Origin of the sequence: Streptomyces sp. AgN23, from assembly GCF_001598115.1 — a bacterium.
Classification (GTDB): Bacteria; Actinomycetota; Actinomycetes; order Streptomycetales; family Streptomycetaceae; genus Streptomyces; species Streptomyces antimycoticus.
The window spans coordinates 7,902,637-7,922,172 of sequence record NZ_CP007153.1 but is presented as its reverse complement, the minus strand read 5'-3'; the positions used below and the strand labels follow the sequence as shown (position 1 = coordinate 7,922,172).

6 protein-coding genes are annotated in these 19,536 nt (G+C 70.6%); all 6 read left to right on the top strand.

Annotated elements, in window-relative coordinates; translation table 11 throughout:
• Positions 1-139 precede the first annotated feature (139 nt).
• The 6 genes from sbnA (at position 140) to AS97_RS34345 (ending at position 19,531) form a co-directional block, all read left to right on the top strand.
• Entirely contained in the window at positions 140-1,123 is a 984-nt protein-coding gene (sbnA, locus tag AS97_RS34370) for a 2,3-diaminopropionate biosynthesis protein SbnA (protein WP_086709732.1), read from the top strand.
• Entirely contained in the window at positions 1,111-2,121 is a 1,011-nt protein-coding gene (sbnB, locus tag AS97_RS34365) for a 2,3-diaminopropionate biosynthesis protein SbnB (protein ID WP_247204575.1), read from the top strand. The genes sbnA and sbnB overlap by 13 nt, the downstream gene beginning before the upstream one ends.
• 136 nt (positions 2,122-2,257) lie before the next feature.
• Positions 2,258-2,482, top strand: coding sequence for an MbtH family NRPS accessory protein (locus tag AS97_RS34360; protein ID WP_086709734.1), 225 nt, complete (start codon positions 2,258-2,260; stop codon positions 2,480-2,482).
• A 77-nt stretch (positions 2,483-2,559) separates the two neighbouring features.
• The gene (locus tag AS97_RS34355) at positions 2,560-7,584 is read left to right on the top strand and encodes a non-ribosomal peptide synthetase (protein ID WP_247204574.1); all 5,025 of its coding nucleotides are present in this window, start codon (positions 2,560-2,562) and stop codon (positions 7,582-7,584) included.
• Complete coding sequence (locus AS97_RS34350; RefSeq protein WP_210566215.1) at positions 7,581-18,539, top strand: non-ribosomal peptide synthetase; 10,959 nt, start codon at positions 7,581-7,583, stop codon at positions 18,537-18,539. The genes AS97_RS34355 and AS97_RS34350 overlap by 4 nt, the downstream gene beginning before the upstream one ends.
• A 32-nt stretch (positions 18,540-18,571) precedes the next feature.
• Entirely contained in the window at positions 18,572-19,531 is a 960-nt protein-coding gene (locus AS97_RS34345; RefSeq protein ID WP_086706215.1) for an ornithine carbamoyltransferase, read from the top strand.
• Positions 19,532-19,536 lie beyond the last annotated feature (5 nt).

Below are 19,536 nucleotides of genomic sequence, written 5' to 3'. Positions count from 1 at the left end.
AATCTCTGCCAGGGCAGAATCCACAACCTCGCCGAGCGGCGGCTAGGGTCTCCAGTGCACACCGAATTGCATCGTCAAGGTCCGGTTCAGCGGCGAGTCGGGGGCTTTCCTCGGTGGAGCGCCCAGGCGAGAGGAACCCATGCCGGAAAGACCACATTCGGGGATTCTGGAAACCATCGGGAAAACACCCCTCGTAAAGCTGCAGAAAATGTTTCCAGGGGGGCGTCCGCAGGTCTTGGCCAAGGTCGAGAGGTTCAACCCTGGCGGCAGCGTGAAGGACAGAAGCGGCCTCAGCATGCTCCGTGAGGCGCTGCGCAACGGCGAAATAACTCCAGGGCGTTCAGTCGTCGTCGAATCCAGTTCGGGAAACCTGGCGGTCGGTCTCGCGCAAGCCTGCCGCTACCTCGGCCTGCGTTTCATCTGCGTGGTCGACGCCAAGACCACCGAGCAGAACCTCTCCATCCTGCGGGCCTATGGAGCCGAGGTGGACGTGGTGGAGGAGCGGGACACCGAGACAGGGGAATTTCTGCCGGTCAGGCTGCGGCGGGTGCGGGAGCTCCTGGACGGCATCCCGAACTCCTACACACCTGACCAGTACGGCAACCTGTTCAACCCGCGAGCGCACGAAAGCACCATGCGCGAGATCGCCGAGGCCCTGGGGGGCCGCCTCGACTACCTGTTCTGCTCGGTCGGCACTTTCGGCACATTGCGCGGCTGCTCGGACTACATTCGCGACGCAGGCCTGGGGACCAAGGTCGTCGCGGTGGACGCGGTCGGCAGCGCGATCTTCGGCCAGCGTCCCACCAGGCGCCTGATTCCGGGCCATGGCGCGTCGGTGCGCCCGGCGCTCATGGATCCGGACGCGGCCGACGAGGTCGTGCACGTGACCGATCTCGACTGCGTCGTCCAGTGCCGGAGGCTGGTCGACCAGGAGGCGATCCTGGCCGGTGGATCATCCGGCGCCACGCTGGCGGCGTTCGCCAAGATGCTGCCCCGCATTCCGCCGGAATCCGTCTGTGCGCTCATCTTTCCAGACGGGGGAGACCGCTACCTCAAGACCATCTATTCCGACGTCTGGGTGCGTGAAACCTTCGGTGAGGTCTCGCACTTATGGAAGGACTGATCAGTACTGTGCTGGTAATTCGTCAAGGCGATGTTGAGAAGCTCTTCCATGGGCGTGAGCGTGAGCAAATTGGGGCGGTCCGGGAGGCCTACCTCCTGCACGAGCAGGGAGTCACGTCCCTCCCCCACTCCATTTTTCTGCGCTTTCCCGAACAACCGGCCAACCGCATCATCGGGCTTCCCTCGTACCGTGGCGGGGAGCACCCTGCAGCGGGCATCAAGTGGATTTCCTCGTTCCCTGGGAACATCGAAACCGGCATAGCCAGGGCCAGCGCGGTCATGATCCTCAACTCGCTGCGCACCGGCCGTGCCGAGGTCCTTCTCGAGGGGTCCCTGATTTCAGCGGCCCGTACGGCGGCGAGTGCCGCGCTGGCCGCCGATGTTCTCACCCGGGATCGCCGTCCAGAGGGTGTTTCACTCATCGGCTGCGGTGTCATCAACCTGGAAATCCTGCGTTATCTCAAGGTGGCCGTTCCCGGTATCCGGTCGGTGACGGTCCACGACAGCTCGGCACCCCGCGCCCTTGAATTCGCGCGCCAATGCGCCGAAATCCTGCCAGCCGCGCGGATCACCCGGGCGGAGACTCTGGACGACGCCCTCGCGGCGCACGGACTGATTTCCTTCGCCACGTCGGCGGGCGTTCCGCACACCGATCTCACCGCGGCCGAGCCCGGCTCCGTGGTCCTGCACGTCTCGCTGCGCGACATCGACCCCGAGACGCTCCTCGGGGCGCACAACATCGTGGACGACGCGGATCACGTCTGCCGGGAGAACACCTCGCTCCACCTGGCCGAACAGGCCACCGGGCGCCGGACCTTCATCGACGCGTCGATCGGTCAACTCCTGGCCCACGCAACCGCGTTCACCCCCGACCCGGAGAAGGTCACCGTCTTCTCGCCCTTCGGCCTCGGGATCCTCGACCTCGCCCTCGCCGTCGACGTGCACGCCGCGGCGCGGAGGCAGGGCCTGGGCGTGGAGATCACGGACTTCCTGTCCTGACGACCTGCCCCGCTCCGACAAGCGCACCAGACAATGCCGTTCAACCCACTCACCCACTCACCCACTCACCCACTCACCCACTCACCCACTCACCCACTCACCCACTCACCCACTCACCCACTCACCGAGGAGAACCATGTCCGTCGAGCAGAACGACGACAACACCGTCTACCGCGTGGTCCTCAACGACGAGGAGCAGTACTCGATCTGGTGGGCCCACCGTGACCTGCCCGCCGGATGGCACGCCGAGGGCACGGAGGGCACCCGTGACGAGTGCCTGGCCCGCATCGGCGACATCTGGACCGACATGCGTCCGCTGAGCCTGCGTCGCCGCATGGAGGGACAGCACACCGCGGTCTGAACAGCCCCCTGGGGCGCGCACCCCACCACCGTGCTCTTCGCGTCGCACCTGGCGTCAGGTCAGTTAAGGAGTACCCGTTGAACGCCGCACAGCTGCCCGGGACATCCCTGAGCGGAAATGCTTCTCTCACCCTGCTCGAACTCTTCACGGAGCAGGCTGCCCGCACTCCCCGGGCAGCGGCCGTACAGGACGGCGCACGCACCCTGGCCTATCGGGAGCTGGACGAGGCTGCCGATCGCACGGCGCGGTTTCTGCGCGCGCGGGGAGTGGGCCCCGGCTCCCTGGTCGGTGTGTGTCTGCCCCGGGGCATCGGCCTCGTCACGGCGCTGCTGGGGGTGTGGAAGGCGGGGGCCGCCTACGTTCCCCTCGATCCGGGCCATCCGGCGGAGCGGCTCCGCTCGCTGCTGCTGGAGTGCGGCAGTGACCTCGTCCTGGCCGGACGGGAGCAGGCCGATGCGGTGACCGCGGCGGGCGTCCGTGTCTTCTCCCCGGAGGACGTTCTGGCCGGGCCCGAATCCGCCGACGGCGGGGGCGCGTGGGGGCCCGTCGATCTCGACGGCGTCGCCTACGCCATCTTCACCTCGGGCTCGACGGGTCGCCCCAAGGGTGTCCTCGTCACCCACGCCGGCATTGCCAACCGGGTGTTGTGGACGGTGCGCAAGCACGCCCTCACAGCCGACGACCGGGTGCTCCTCAAGACATCGATCGGATTCGACGCCGCGGGCTGGGAGATCTTCGCCCCGCTGATCAGCGGGGGAACCGTCGTCACCGCCCCCGACGGGACCGAGCGGGACCCAGCCGGGCTCCTGGGGGCGGTCGCCGCCGGCGGAGTCACCGTGCTGCAGGTGGTGCCCTCCGTCCTCCGGCTGCTCGTCGAGGAACCCGGCTGGGCGCACTGCGACACGCTGCGGCTGCTCTTCTCGGCGGGTGAACCGCTGAGCGCGGAACTGGTCGAGCGGTTACGGGAGCGGGTCGGCACACGGGTCGCGGTGTGGAACACGTACGGCCCCACCGAGTGCTCCATCGACGTCACCGCCCATCCGGTGGGCTCGGACCAGGCGTCCGGCCCCGTACCGATCGGCCGGCCGCTCACCGGGATGCGGGTGATGGTGATGGGTCCCGACGGCAGACCGGTGCCGAAGGGCGCCATGGGAGAGCTGTACGCGGGCGGTGTGGGCGTGGCCCGCGGTTACCTGGGCCGCCCGGACCTCACCGCGGAACGCTTCGTCCCCGACCCGTACGGCCCGGCCGGTAGCCGCCTCTACCGCACTGGCGACCTGGTGCGGTGGAACGCCGAAGGCGCTCTGGAGTACCAGGGCAGGATCGACGGCCAGCTCAAGGTCAACGGCGTACGCGTCGAACCGGAGGAGGTGGAGGCCGCGCTTGGCGGACACCCGGACGTGAACGGTGCCGTGGTCGTGGCCTTCGAGGCGGGTAACGGAGGCAAGCGGCTCGGTGCCTGCCTCCTGGCGCGGCAGCCATTGGATCCCGCGGTGCTCCGTGGCTTCCTGCGCGAGCGGCTCCCGGACAGTCACATCCCCGCGGTCTTCCACACCGTCGACGCCTTCCCACTGACTCCCAACGGCAAGGTGGATCGGAACTCTCTCGCCACCACCATGGACGAGACCGGCGCCGCGGCGGGCCGGACCGGCTACGTGGCTCCGCGCGACGTGGCCGAAGCACAAGTCGCCGAGGTATGGGCAGCGCTCCTGGGCCGCGAGAAGGTCGGGGCCCTCGACGACTTCTTCGCCCTCGGCGGCACCTCCCTCCAGCTCACCCGGCTCGCTGCGCGCCTGCGTACCGCGGGCGGCACGGTCTCGATGCGCGGTCTCTTCAACGCGACCACGGTCGAGGCCCAGGCCAGGCTGCTGAGTGCCCCGTCCGACGACGCGTGGCCCATACCCGTCGTGTCCAGATCCGAGCCGCTGCCCCTGTCCTCGGGACAGCGCCGGCTGTGGTTCCTCGACCGCCTGCATCCAGGCAGCCGTGAGTGGGTCGCGCCGCTGATCCTGCGTATCCCGGCCGCCACCCCGGTGACGGCCCTCGAGTCCGCGCTGGGCACGCTCGGCGCCCGCCACGAGGCACTGCGCACGCGGTACGTCGACATCGGCGGCGAGCCGCGGCAGGTGATCGGCGAGGCCGGGCCGGTGGAACTGCGGGTAGTCGACACCGGACGCGACGGCCTGCCTGCACACTTCGAGGAGCAGTTCGCGCGCGGCTTCGACCTGGCGCGCGGCCCGCTGTGGCGGGCGCTCCTGGTCCGGATCCCGGGCGAGGACCACGTCCTTCTCGTGACCATGCACCACATCGCCTGCGATGGCTGGTCCACCGTCATCCTGGAGCGTGAGCTGAGCGAACTGTGCGCCGCGGCGCGGGAGGGCCGCACGCCGTCCCTGCCGCCCGTCGGCATCCAGTACGCCGACTACGCGTCCTGGCAGAACGCCCGCCTGACGGAGGAGTTCACGGCGGCGGAGCAGGCGCACTGGCGTGCCGCCCTCGACGGCATCAGCCCGCTCGCCCTGCCGACTGACCGGCCGCGGCCGGCCGAGCGCGACCCACGCGGTGCCGTCGTTCCGGTCCGGGTTGAGCCCGCTCTAGCGGCGAAGGTGGAGGAACTCGGCCGCGAGCATGGAGCGACGCCCTTCATGACGCTGCTCACCGCCTTCGCCACGGTGGTGGCCCGGTGCAGTGGGCAGTGGGACGTACCGGTGGGCACCCCGGTCGCGGGCCGTGCCCACCCGGAGACCGCCGGCACGGTCGGTTTCTTCCTCAACTCCCTTGTGGTGCGCTGTGCCCTGGCGGGCGACCCGACCTTCGCGGAGGCTCTGCGCCGGGTGCGTACCGCCGCGACGGCGGCGTTCGCACACCAGGAACTGCCCTTCGACCGCCTGGTTGACGAACTGCAGCCTGAGCGGGACCTGTCCCGAACGCCGCTGTACCAGGTCGCGTTCGACATGCACAGCGAAGGCGTCACCAGTGTGGCCACCGGCGCCGATGATCTCAGGGCGTTCGCCGAGGCGTGGTCGGTCGCCAAGACGGACCTCTCCGTGTTCATCGGCCGGTCGGCGGAGGGCGCACTGGAGGGCGTCTTCGAGTACGCCACGGCTCTCTTCGACGCACCGACGGTCGTGCGCGTGCGGGATCAGTTCCTGCGCATCCTCGAAGAGGTCACCGCCCGCCCGGACACCCGCCTGTCCGCCGTGTCCATGCTCTCACCAGCCGAACAGCAACGGTTGCTCGTGGAGTGGAACGCCACCCGGACGGTGTACCCGGAGCTCGCCGTACACCGGCGTTTCGAGGAGCAGGCCGCGCGGACCCCGCACGCGGCGGCGGTCGTCGTCGACGGTTGTCCGGTGCCCTACGGGCAGCTGGAGGCGCGGGCGAACCAGATCGCGCACCACCTCCGGGCCGCGGGCGCGGGCGCGGAGTCAGTGGTCGGCGTACTGCTGGACCGTGGCCCGGACCTGATCGCGACGCTGCTCGGGGTGTGGAAGGCCGAGGCGGCGTACGCCCCGTTGGACCCGTCCTACCCCGCTGACCGCATCGCCTCGATGCTGGGCACGGCGGGAGCCACCACGGTTGTCACGCAGGCGTCGTACGAGGACCGTTTCACCGGTGTCGACGTCGTCCTCGTCGACACCGACCGCACCGCGATCGGCGCCCGTCCCCGGACTGCTCCGCAGCGGGTGGACGACCTCGACCGGCTCGCGTACGTCATCTTCACCTCCGGCTCCACCGGGCAGCCGAAGGGCGTGCAGGTCACGCACCGGGGCCTGGCCAACCACGTGTCGTGGGCGGCCGAGGAACTGGCCGCGGCAGGCCGGCGCGGTGCGCCGCTGTTCTCGTCCGTGGCCTTCGACCTGGTAGTCCCCAACCTTTGGGCGCCCCTGGTCACGGGCCAGCGCGTGTACGTGCTTCCCCAGGACGCCGACGGCGCGGACCTGGGGCGACTGCTGGCAAAGGCGGGGCCGTTCAGTTTCGTGAAGCTGACGCCCGGCCATCTGGACGTCCTGGCGGAGCAGCTGACCGCCGAGCAGGCCCGGTCGCTGGCGCCGGTGCTGGTGGTGGCGGGTGAGGCACTTACCCGCGCGACGGTGGAACGGTGGCGTGGGCCAGCCCCCGGTGTGCGGCTGGTCAACGAGTACGGTCCGACGGAGGCGTCGGTCGGCACCTGCGTCTATCCCGTACCGCTGGAGGAAACCTCCGAGGTGGTGCCGATCGGCCGGCCACTGCCCAACATGGCGATGTACGTCCTCGACGCCGGGATGCGGCCGGTGCCGGTGGGAGTGCCGGGTGAGCTGTTCGTCGGCGGTACGGGTGTGGCGCGCGGCTACGCGGGCCGGCCCGACCTGACCGCGGAGCGGTTCGTGCCCGATCCGTTCAGAGAGGTGGGCGGCCGTCTGTACCGGACCGGGGACCAGGTGCGGTGGCGGGCGGACGGGAGGGCGGAGTTCCTCGGGCGGCTGGACGACCAGGTGAAGATCCGCGGCTACCGGATCGAACCGGGTGAGATCCAGGCCGTGCTGTCCGAGCACCCGGTGGTGCGGGACGCGGTCGTGGTGGCCCGACAGACCCCGGCGGGTGAACGGCAGCTGGTCGCATACTACGTGCCGGTCCGGGGCCCGGCGGAGGCGGACGGGGCCGAGCTGGCCGCGCACTGCGCGTCCCGGCTGCCCGAGTACATGCTCCCGGCCACTTACCTCCCGCTGGCCGAGATCCCCCTCAACGCCAACGGAAAGACCGACCGCGGCCGGCTGCCCTCGCCGAACGAGCCGCAACCGGAGGCACGCGCTGCGCACGTCGCGCCGCGCACCTCGACCGAAGAGCGCGTCGCCGACATCTGGGCCGAGCTGCTCAACGTGACCGTCGGTGTGGAGGAGAGCTTCTTCCAGTTGGGCGGCAATTCGATCCTGGCGATCCGTCTGATATCGCGCCTACAGGAGGAGTTCGGCATCGACTTCAAGGTGCGCACCGTGTTCGAGGGCCCGACGGTGGCCCGGATCTCCGAGGCCGTGGAAGCGGCCGTCCGTGCGGAGATCGACGCGCTCTCCGCCGCACAACTGTCGACCGGCCAGGACCTGGCGAAGGAGTTCAAGGCATGAGCAGCAGTGAGACGACGCCGGTCGGCTTCGACGCCACGGCCGCCCGGGAGGAGTTGCTGCGTCTGCGTCTCTCCGGACGGCGCGGCGGTCGCAGACCGGCCATACCCAAGGCGGACCGGTCCGCCCCGCTGAAGCTGTCGTACGGGCAGGAGCAGATGTGGTTCCTCAGCCGCCTGGACCCGGACAGCACCCAGTACCTCGTGCCGCTGATCGTGCGGCTCACGGGCCCCCTCGACGTCGGTGCGATGTCCGAGGCCTGGCAGCGGCTGACCGACCGCCACGAGATTCTGCGGACCCGCTACGGCCTCCACGGTGAGGAGCCGGTGCAGATCATTTTCCCCGCCGAGCACGTCGAACTGCCGCTCGACGACGTCTCCGGTCTGCCGACCGACGAGCGCGACGCCGAGGTCCGGACCGTGTTCGACACTGAACTGTTCACGCCGTTCGACCTAGAGAACGACCTCCCGGTACGAGGGCGGCTCATCCGGGTCGCCCCCGACGAGCACGTACTCGGCATCGTGTTCCACCACATCGCATGCGACGCCTGGTCCACCGAGGTGATCGGCCGGGAGCTGAGCGCCCTGTACAGCGCGCTGGTCTCCGGTTCCGCCCCGGACCTCCCGTCGGTCGCCGTGCAGTATGCCGACTACGCAGCCTGGCAGCGCGCGGACATGTCGGGCGACAACCTGGAGAGCCACCTCGACTACTGGGAGGAGCAACTGGGCCGGCTCACCCCGATCGAGCTGCCCACCGACCGGCGCCGCCCGGCGGTCCGCAACGCCGCGGGCGCCTCCGTGCCCTTTGCAATTCCGTCCGAACTCGCGCAGCGGCTGCGTGACTTCGCCCAGGCGAACGACGTGACGCTGTTCATGGTGATGCTCACCGCGTTCCACGGGCTGCTGTCGCGCTACAGCGGTTCCACCGACATCCCGGTGGGAACCGTCGTGTCGGGGCGCGGTCGCCCCGAGCTCCAGGGCATGGTGGGCTACGGCATCAACAGCCTCGTGCTGCGCGGGAGATGGCAGGACGATCCGTCGTTCGCCGATCTCCTGTCCCGGACCCGCGACACCGTCCTCGCCGCCTTCGACCACCAGGGCGTGCCGTTCGCGCGGCTCCTCGACGCAATCCAGCCGGAGCGCGACCTCTCCCGGACCCCGCTGTTCGACGTGGCGCTCACCATGCACGGCGAACGGACGACCGCGTTCGACCTCCCGGGTGTACGGGCCGAGCCGTTCGCCGCCGTCGGGAGCAGCGCGAAGTTCGATCTGGACCTGCAGGTGCGGGAGGGCGCGGACGGCGTGCTCCACGGTCACCTGGAGTACGCCGTCGCGCTGTTCGACCGCGCGACGGCGGAGCGGATGACCGCGGATCTGGTGAGGTTCCTGGACGCCGCGGTGACCACGCCACGGACGAAGGTCGCACAGCTGTCCTTCCTCGGTGACGCCGACCTGGCACTCCTGACCGCGGGTGCGGTACGCACCGAAGACGCCGCCACCACCGTGCACCAGGCATTCGAGGAGCAGGTGCGGCGGACCCCTGACGCGGTCGCCCTGCGGTACGACGGCGAAGAGCTGACATATGCCGAGCTGAACACCCGGGCCAACCGCGTCGCGCACCACCTGCGCGGCCTGGGTATGGGCCCCGAGGCCCTCGTCGGGGTCTGTCTGGAGCCCGGCATCGACCTGGTTCCGGCGCTGCTCGGTGTCATGAAGTCCGGTGGCACGTACCTGCCGCTCGACCCCGCGCAGCCGACCGACCGGCTCGCCTACATGCTCGCGGACGCGGGTGCCGGCGTCATCCTCACCCAGAGCCTCCACGAGGACACGGTCCGGCGGATCCACTCCGGGACGGTGCTGGTCCTCGACCGGGAGCAGGACCTGCTGGGCGGACAGCCGTCCCACGACCCGGAGCCGCTGGCCGAGCCCGGCAACCTGATCTACGTCATCTACACCTCCGGCTCGACCGGACGCCCCAAGGGCGTGTGCCTGACGCACGCCAACGTGCTGCGGCTGTTCACCGTGACGGAGAACCGGCTGGCCTTCTCCTCGTCCGACGTATGGTCGCTGTCCCACTCCTACGCCTTCGACGTCTCGGTCTGGGAGATGTGGGGCGCGCTGTTGTACGGCGGGTCTCTGGTCGTCGCCCCGAGCGACACGGCAAGGGACCCGGACAGCCTGCTGGACCTGCTGGTCGAGCAGGGCGTGACGGTCCTCAGCAGGACGCCGTCGGGATTCCGCGCCCTGGTCGGTGCCGCGGCCGACGGTGATCCGCGGATCGGCCGGCTCGCCCTGCGGGCCGTGGTGTTCGCCGGAGAGAAGCTGGAGACGGCCGACCTGCGCCCATGGGCGGACCGGCTCGGGCTCGACTCCCCCCTGCTGGTCAACATGTACGGCATCACCGAGACCACGGTGCACACCACCTACCACGAGGTGACGTGGCGGGACCTCGAACCGGACGTCGGCAACCCCGTCGGCGTTCCCCTCGACGACCTCGCCGTGCACATCCTCGACGCACGGGGCAACCCGGCCCCGATCGGTGTGCCGGGTGAGATCCATATCGCCGGGCTCGGCGTGGCGCGCGGCTATCTCGGCCGCCCCGGTCTCACCGCCGAGCGGTTCGTCCCGGACCCGTTCGGGGCCCCCGGCAACCGCCTCTACCGCAGCGGCGACATCGCGCGCCGGCTGGCCGACGGCACGCTCGAGTTCATCGGACGCGCCGACCACCAGGTGAAGATCCGCGGGTACCGCGTCGAACTGGGCGAGGTCGGCGCGGCCCTGACGGCGCACGACGGAGTGCGGGCCGCGGTCGTCCTGCTCCGTGAGGACACACCGGGCGACAAGCGACTGGTGGCGTATGTCGTACCGTCCGCGGAGTCCGCGCCGGACAGCGGCGAACTGAGAGCGGCGCTCGCCCGCAACCTGCCCGAGTACATGATCCCGCAGGCGTACGTCACCCTCGACAGCCTGCCCCTCACGGTCAACGGCAAGCTCGACACCAAGGCCCTGCCGGCTCCGGAGCCGGCGTCGGCGCGCTCCTCCGGCGAGGTCTACGTCGCTCCGCGCACCGCCATGGAGGACGGCGTGGCCGCCATCTGGCGCGAGGTACTGGGGCTGGACCTGGTCGGTGTCCACGACAGCTTCTTCGACCTGGGCGGGCACTCGCTGCGCGCCATTAATCTGGTCGGCCGGCTGAGGGAGGCCGGCCACGACGTGACGGTCCGGGACATCCTCGAGCATCGGACCGTGGCACTGCTGTGCGAGCAGCTCGCCGACCGGGCACCGGTCGTGTCGACGGCGAGTGTACGGCCCTTTCAGCTGGTGAGGCCCGAGGACCGCACGCTGCTGCCCGAGGGACTCGACGACGCCTACCCGATGACGCAGGTGCAGATCGGCATGGTCGTCGAGATGCTCAGCGACACGGGCCAGCACCCGTACCATAACGTCACCTCCTTCCGGATCCCGGACGAGCGGCCGTTCGACATCACGGTTCTGCGCGACGTCGTCCGGTCCGTGGTCGGGCGCCACGACGTCCTGCGCACCTCCTTCGACCTCAACTCCTTCTCCGTGCCCATGCAGCTGGTGCACACGACGGTGGACATCCCCGTCACGGAATCGGAGAGGGACCTGCGCGGCCTCACCTCCGACGAGGTGGACGCCGCCCTGCGCAAGTTCACCCGCGAGGAACGGGCCCGGCTCATCGACCTGGCGAGCCCGCCGCTGCTGCGCCTGTACGGCCACGCCTGCGACGACGGCAGCTGGTGGCTCACCATCACCGAGTGCCACGCGATCCTGGACGGCTGGAGTCACCACTCCCTGCTCATGGAGATCGTCGAGGAGTACCACCAGGCCCGTTCGGGTGCGCGGAGGGCCCCCGAGCAGCCTCTGCCGGTACGGTTCGCGGACTCCGTTGCGGCCGAGACCGAGTCCCGGAAGTCCGGGCAGGCCGCCGCCTACTGGAAGGCGACCGTCGACGGGCACACGCCCTTCGCACTCCCCGATGCCTGGGCCGGGAACGGCGACGTCACCAGCACGCCCCCGCACCGCGCCAAGGTGGCGTTCCACGACCTCGATGACCGCCTTCGGGCGCTGGCCTCCGAGGCCGGGGCCTCGCTCAAGAGCGTGCTGCACGCGGCATACCTCAAGGTGATGAGCTCGATCACCGAGGAGGAGCGGTTCTTCACGGGCCTTGTGTGCAACGCGCGGCCCGAGATGCTCGGCGCCGACCTGATCTACGGCATGCACCTGAACACCGTGCCCTTCGTCTTCGACCGGACGGCGCGTATCTGGCGGGAGCTGGTGACCCAGGTCTTCGGCCGCGAGGTGGAGCTGTGGCCGCACCGGGGATACCCCATGCCGGACATCCAGCGCGAGACGGGTGCCGGCGGGCGTCTCGTCTCCGCGCGGTTCAGCTACCACGACTTCGACATGGTCGACCGCGACCAGGTGGACTACCTCGCGAGCATCGACGACAGCCCCACCGAGTTCCCCCTCGGCGTGTCGGCCAGGCTCGGGCATCTGTTCCTCACCGGCAGCGCCGGGAGCCTCGACGCGAACGCCGTCGACCGGCTCGCGGACATGCTGCGGCAGGTCCTCGAAGCCATGGCCGCGGACCCGGACGGGGACGCCCAAAGGCCGTGCCTGCCCGGCGGCGAGCGTACGGGGCTGCTGGAGCGGGCCGCCGGCCCGCGGACCGCGTACCCGGACTCACCGGTGCACCTGCGCTTCGAGGAGCAGGCGTCGCGTACACCCCAGGCGCCCGCGGTCGTCTTCGACGGCGGTGTCGTGACCTACGGGCAACTTGACGCCCAGGCCAACCGGATCGCCCATCAGCTGCGGGCCTCGGGCGTGGGCGCGGAGTCCGTGGTCGGCGTCCTCCTGGACCGCGGGCCGGACTTGGTCGCCACCCTGCTGGGTGTGTGGAAGGCGGAGGCGGCGTACGTGCCGATCGACCCCTCCCAGCCGGCGAGCCGTGTCGCCTCGATGTTGGAGGCCGCCGGCGCCACGACCGCGGTCACGCAGACGTCGTACGAGGACCGCTTCGACGGCGGTGACCTGCTGGTCATGGACAGGGACCAGGCCCTGATCGACGCCCGGCCGGCGACTCCTCCGCGGCGTCGTGACGACGGTGAGCGGCTGGCGTACGTCATCTTCACGTCCGGTTCGACGGGGCGGCCCAAGGGGGTGGGCGTACCGCACCGCGGTCTGTCCAACCATGTGGCCTGGGCGGCCGAGGAACTGGCCTCGTCCGGCAGCCACGGTGCGCCGCTGTTCTCGTCCGTGGCCTTCGATCTGGTCGTGCCCAACCTGTGGGCGCCCCTGGTCGTGGGCCAGCGGGTGCACACGGTCGCTCAGGATGCCGACATCGCCGATCTGGGCCGCCTGCTGGCCGAGTCGGGCCCCTTCAGCTTCGTCAAGCTGACGCCGGGGCATCTCGACGTGCTGGCCGAGCAGTTGACCTCCGAGCAGGCGCGTGCGCTGGCCCCCGTGCTGGTGGTGGCGGGCGAGGCGTTCACGCGTGCCACTCTGGAGCGCTGGCGTGGGCTGGCCCCCGGTGTGCGACTGATCAACGAGTACGGTCCGACCGAGGCGTCGGTGGGCACGTGCGTCCACCCGGTGCCGAAGGACGAGACGGCGCAGGTGCTGCCCATCGGGCGGCCGCTGCCGAACATGGCGACTTACGTGCTGGACGGCGCGATGCAGCCGGTACCGGCCGGTGTGCCGGGTGAGCTGTACGTGGGCGGGACCGGGGTGGCGCGCGGTTATGCGGGGCGCCCGGACCTAACCGCAGAGCGGTTCGTGCCCGACCCGTTCGGCGAGGCGGGAGGCCGCCTCTACCGGACCGGGGACCTGGTGCGCGGGCGGAGCGACGGGACAGTGGAGTTCCTGGGGAGGCTGGACGACCAGGTGAAGATCCGGGGGTACCGGATCGAGCCGGGCGAGGTCCAGGCGGTGCTCGCCGAGCACGCCGACGTGCGGGACGCGGTGGTCGTGGCCCGCAAGAACCACACGGGCGAGCTGCGGTTGGCCGCCTACTACGTGCCGGTCCGGGACGGCGCGGTGAGCGCCGCCGAGCTGACGGCGCACGCCGCGGCCCGGCTTCCGGAGTACATGCTTCCGGCCTCGTGGGTTCCGCTGGAGCAGATCCCGCTGAACGCCAACGGCAAGGTCGACCGGCGTGCCCTGCCCGCCCCGGACGAGGACGCACCGGGCTCGGGAGCCACCCACGTGGCGCCTCGTACCCGCACCGAACAGCGCGTGGCCGGCATCTGGGCCGAGGTCCTGGGCCTGGACCGGGTCGGTGTGCACGACGGTTTCTTCGACCTGGGCGGACACTCCATCCGCGCGGTCGCGCTGGTCGGGGCCCTGCGCACGGCCGGTTTCGACGTCGGCGTACGGGAGGTATTCGAGTACCGGACCGTGGCCGAGCTCAGCGAGTTCCTGACCGGGCGCCCGGCCCACGCCGAGATGGCCCCGCTCGTGCGGCCTTTCGAGCTGCTGACGGCCGAGGACCGGGGACGGCTGCCCGCCGACGTGGTCGACGCCTATCCGATGTCCCAGGTGCAGCTCGGCATGCTCGTCGAGATGATGGCCGACAGGGAGAAGCTGACCTATCTCAATGTCGCGTCCTTCCGCATCACGGACGGCGTCCCGTTCGATGAGACGGCGCTGCGCGAGGCACTGGCGGTGGTCGCCGAGCGGCACGAGATGCTCCGTACCTCCTTCCACCTCGACAGCTTCACCGCCCCGCTGCAACTGGTCAGGGCACACACCGTCATCCCGCTCCGGGTCGAGGACCTGCGCACGGCCGCGGACCGTGAACTCCGGGTGCGCGAAATCATGACCGAGCAGCGATCCGTCCCCTTCGACCTCGAAACAGCACCGCTGCTGCGGATGACCGCCCAGATCGAGGACGCGGACTCCTGGCGTCTTGTGGTGACGGTGTGTCATGCCATCACCGAGGGATGGAGCCACCGGTCCCTGCTCATGGAGCTGCTGGAGGTGTACGGCGAGCTGCGGGACGGACGGCCGCCGGCCGCGTTCACGGCGCCGCCGGTGCGCTACGCCGACTTCATCGCGGCAGAGCTCGCGTCCATGGAGTCGGCCGACGACCGGCAGTACTGGCGGGACGTCATCGACGGCTACGCGCCGTTCACGCTCCCCGTTCCCTGGGCGGGTGAGCCATCCGGACCCCGTGAGAAGTACCGGGCCGTCGTACAGGTACACGACCTGGAGCCGCGTCTTCGCGCCCTGGCCACCCAGGCCCAGGTGTCCCTGAAGAGCGTGCTGCTCGCCGCCCACCTGAAGGCGATGAGCCTGATCACCGACGAAAAGGCCTTCCACAGCGGCCTGGTGTGCAGCGCCCGGCCCGAGTCGCCGGGGGCGGAGCGCGTCTACGGCATGTACCTGAACACCGTGCCCTTCGCCTTCGACGCGGGCTGCGGAACCTGGCGCGAGCTGCTCCGGCAGGTCTTCGCCCGGGAGGCGGAGGTATGGGACCGCAGGCACTACCCCATGCCCGTCATCCAGCGTGAGGCGGGCACGGGCCGGCTGCTCACCGTGCGCTTCAGCTACCAGGACTTCGACAACGTCGACACCGAACTGGTCGACTCCGAGTCCAGCAGCGGCGAGGGCGGCACCGAGTTCGACCTCGCGGTCTCGGCCGTGTCCGGTTACCTCCTGCTGACCACGCACACGCATGCCCTCGGCCGTCCCCACGCGGACCGGCTCGCCGGCCTGTACCGGCGGATTCTGGAGGCGATGGCCGACGGCCCCGACGGCGACGCGCAGGACACCTTCCTGTCCGCCGGCGAACTGCGGTGGCAGCTGGACCAGAACGCGACGCAGGTGCCGTTCCCCGACCGGAGCGTGCTCCGGCTCTTCGAGGAGCAGGCGGCGCGGACCCCCGAAGCCACCGCGGTGAGTCACCTCGACACCAGGGTGTCGTACGCCGAACTCGACGCCCGGGCCAACCGGATCGCGCACCGACTGCGCGAGACGGGCACCGTCTCCGAGACGGCGGTCGGCGTCCTGCTGGACCGCGGCCCCCGGCTGATCGAGGCACTGCTCGGCGTGTGGAAGGCGGGCGGCGCGTACGTACCCGTCGACCCGTCGTACCCCGAGGAGCGCGTCGCGGACATGTGCGACAGCGCGTCGGTCCGCGTGGTCGTCACGGAGTCGGCGTACGCCGGCCGCTTCCCCGGCGTGCCGACGCTCGTACTCGACCATGAGGAGGCCGCGACCGGGCGGATGCCGGACACGGTCCCGGAACGGGTGGACGACCCCGACGGTCTCGCGTACGTCATCTTCACCTCTGGCTCCACCGGACGGCCGAAGGGCGTCCAGGTGTCCCACCGGGGTCTGTCCAACCACGTCAGCTGGGCCGCGCACGAACTCGCGGAGAAGGGCACGGGAGGGGCTCCGCTGTTCTCCTCGGTGGCCTTCGACCTGGTCGTCCCCAACCTGTGGGCGCCGCTGGTGACCGGACAGACCGTTCACGTGCTGCCGCAGGACACGCCCGCCGCCGATCTGGGCGGCCGGCTCGCCGGGAGCGGACCGTACAGCTTCGTCAAGCTCACCCCCGCCCACCTGGACATCCTGTCCGAGCAGCTCACCCCCGAGCAGGTGGAGCGGCTGAGCGAGGTGTACGTGGTCGCGGGCGAGGCGCTGCCCGGCTCCACCGCCAACCGCGCGCTCGAACTCCTGGGCGCGGGACGGCTGATCAACGAGTACGGACCGACCGAGGCCTCGGTGGGCACCTCGATCCATCCCGTGGCGGCACCCGTCTCTCTCGACGTCGTGCCGATCGGCCGCCCGCTGCCGAACATGGCGATGTACGTCCTCGACACGGCCATGCGTCCGGTCCCGGTCGGCGTCCCGGGCGAGCTGTACGTCGGCGGTACGGGAGTGACCCGTGGCTACGCGGGCCGGCCGGACCTGACGGCGGAGAGGTACGTGCCGGACCCCTACGGTCCGGTCGGCGCCCGCCTGTACCGGACGGGCGACCGGGTGCGGATGCTCGCGGACGGGGACGTGGAGTTCCTGGGCCGACTGGACGACCAGATGAAGATCCGCGGCTACCGCGTCGAACTCGGCGAGGTGCAGGCGGTGGTCGCCGCTCACCCGGCCGTACGGGACGCGGTGGTCACCGTCCACGAGCCGACGCCGAGGGACAGGCGCCTGGTGGCGTACTGCGTACCCGCCGACGGCGAAACGCTGCCAGGCGCGAGCGAGCTCGCCGCGGCGTGCGCTCTGCGGCTGCCCGAATACATGGTCCCGTCGGCCTTCGTGGCGCTGGAGCGGTTCCCGCTCAACGCCAACGGCAAGGTCGACCGGCGCGCTCTGGCGGCCCCGGACCGCGCGTCCCTGCGTTCCGACCACGCCTACGTGGCGCCCAGGACCGGGACGGAACGGCTGCTCGCCAAGATCTGGTCCGAGGTGCTCGGCGTCGAGGAGATCGGTGTGCACGACCGGTTCTTCGAACTGGGCGGTCACTCGATCCTGATGATCCAGGTACTCGCGGCCGCGCGCCGTGAGGGGCTCGCCGTTTCCGTCTGGCGGATGTACCAGCACCAGACGCTGGTGGACCTCGCCGCGGCGATCGACGAGGACACGGCGGCGGCCTCTCCCGTACGGGACACGCAACTGGCCGACGAGAGCGACAAGGCGTCGCCGGAGCGTGTCGACCTGCCGGCGGGCCTGGTCGCCGAGCTCCTGGAACAGGCCGCCGGCGGTGATCGGAGCAAGCTGGAGCAGGGCCCGCTCGCCGAGGTCGCCGCGCTGCTCGGCAAGGCCCGAGCGGACGGTGCCTCCGCCACCGGGGAGAGCGACTTCCCGTTGGACGAACTGCGGACGGTGATGGCCGAGCACGAGGTGCCCGGCATAAGTGTCGCTCTGCTGCGACCCGACGGCACCACCGAACTCCACGGGTGCGGCGTGCTGTCGACGCAGGAAGCCGAGCCGGTCACGCCCGACACGCTGTTCCAGGTCGGCTCGATCAGCAAGCATGTCACCGCGTTCGCGACCCTCCGCCTCGCCGCGGAAGGCCGCTTGGGCCTCGACGACTCCATCAACCGGCATCTGACCTCCTGGCAGCTGGCCGACCTGGACTCGGCGCCCGGCGAGGTGACGATCCGGCACCTGCTCGGTCACCTCGCGGGCCTCGCCCGGCACCGCAGCGTCGGATTCCGCCCCGACGAGGAACTGCCCACGCTGCTGGACCTGCTGGAAGGAACGGAGGCCGTCGCCACCCCCCGGGTCAGCAGACAGCTCGTTCCCGGGACGACCTTCCGCAAGAGCAGCACCCACTACTGGGTCCTCCAGCAGCTCCTCGAGGACGTCACCGGAGAGTCGTTCCAGACGCTGATGCACCGCCTCGTCCTGGGCCCTGTGGAGATGACGGGGAGCAGCTTCGACCAGTCGTTCCCGCACACCGCGGGCCGTCCGGTGGCCCTCGGCCACCACGCCAGGGGCGTTGCCCTCGGCGGCGGGTGGCGCAACCGCGCGCACCTTGCGGCGGCGGGCCTGTGGACCACGGCGGAGGACATCGCCAAGCTCGCCCGCCAGGTGCGGTGCTCGGTGCTCGGCCGGCCCGGCGCCCTGCTCCCGGCGGACCTCGCCCGGCAACTGCTGGCCACTCATCCGGGCAGCTTCTACGGCCTGGGCACCATCGTCGACGAGCACGGCGAGGACGCGGAGTTCGGCCACGGCGGAGAACCCGCCGGCTACTGGAACCTCGCCCTCAGCCACCTGCGCAGCGGCGTCGGCGTGGTGGCACTCACCAACTCCGACAGCGGCAAGGGCGTGGTCAAGTTCCTGACCGCGGAACTGAGCCGCCGCCACCAAAGCTTCGGCCAGGGGAAGTTGATGGCGGACTGGGCGGTGGCCGGCACCGGCGCCGACGCACCGGCGAACCATCCCCTGCTGACCCCTGTGGTGACCGACGAGGACCTCGCATGAGACCACGGAACAGCACCGTCCCGGAGGACGACATGCAGCACGCTGCCGCACGACACCTGATCTCCATCAACGACCTGACCGACTCCGACCTGCGCGGCATCGTCGCTTCCGGGGCGTCCTTCGCCCTCGAGGGCACGCGTGGCGCCCGGCCCCTGCAGGACACCGTGGCGGGGATCTACTTCAGCAAGACCTCCACGCGCACCCGGACGGCCTTCTCCAGCGGTGCGCTGCGGCTCGGCGCCTCGCTGATCACCTATGGTCCCGGTGACCTCCAGCTCAACACCGGGGAGAGCACGCAGGACACCGGTGCGGTGCTGTCCCGGATGCTCGACGTCCTGGTCGCCCGTACCGCCGGCGACCCGGCGGAGATGCGCGCCTGGGCCCGCCAGGACCGGATGGCCGTCATCAACGCCATGAGCGCCGACGAGCATCCGACTCAGGCGCTGACCGACCTCACCACGATGATGACGAAGCTCGGCCGGATCGAGGGGCTGCGCATCCTGTATGTGGGCGAGGGCAACAACACGGCCGCCGCCCTGGCCCTCGCCCTCACCCGGTTCGAGGGCACGAGGCTGGAGCTGCGGACCCCGCCCGGCTACGGGCTCGACGCGGTGACACGCGCACAGGCCGAGGCGTACGCGAAGCGGTCCGGCGCGGTCCTGCACGAGCGCCACGACATGGCCGACCTGCCGGGTGACCAGGACGTCGTCTATACGACGCGCTGGAAGACGACGGGAACGACGAAGGCGGACCCGGACTGGCGGCGGATCTTCACCCCCTTCCGCGTCACCGAGGAGCTGTGGGCCGGTAGTCCGAAGGCGGTGTTCATGCACGACCTGCCCGCGCACCGGGGCGACGAGGTCACCGCTGAGGTGCTCGACGGCCCGCACAGCATCGCCTTCGAACAGGCCGAGAACAAGATACACAGCGCGATGGCGGTGCTCGAGTGGTGTCGCGGGGCGGGGCGTACTCGTCCCGCGGGTCACGGATGAGAATC

Excerpts from the sequence above, each read along its gene's own strand:
- AS97_RS34360 (WP_086709734.1), top strand. The coding sequence starts at position 2,258 with ATGTCCGTCGAGCAGAACGACGACAACACCGTCTACCGCGTGGTCCTC.
- sbnA (WP_086709732.1), top strand. The coding sequence starts at position 140 with ATGCCGGAAAGACCACATTCGGGGATTCTGGAAACCATCGGGAAAACA.
- sbnB (WP_247204575.1), top strand. The coding sequence starts at position 1,111 with ATGGAAGGACTGATCAGTACTGTGCTGGTAATTCGTCAAGGCGATGTT.
- AS97_RS34345 (WP_086706215.1), top strand. The coding sequence starts at position 18,572 with ATGCAGCACGCTGCCGCACGACACCTGATCTCCATCAACGACCTGACC.
- AS97_RS34350 (WP_210566215.1), top strand. The coding sequence starts at position 7,581 with ATGAGCAGCAGTGAGACGACGCCGGTCGGCTTCGACGCCACGGCCGCC.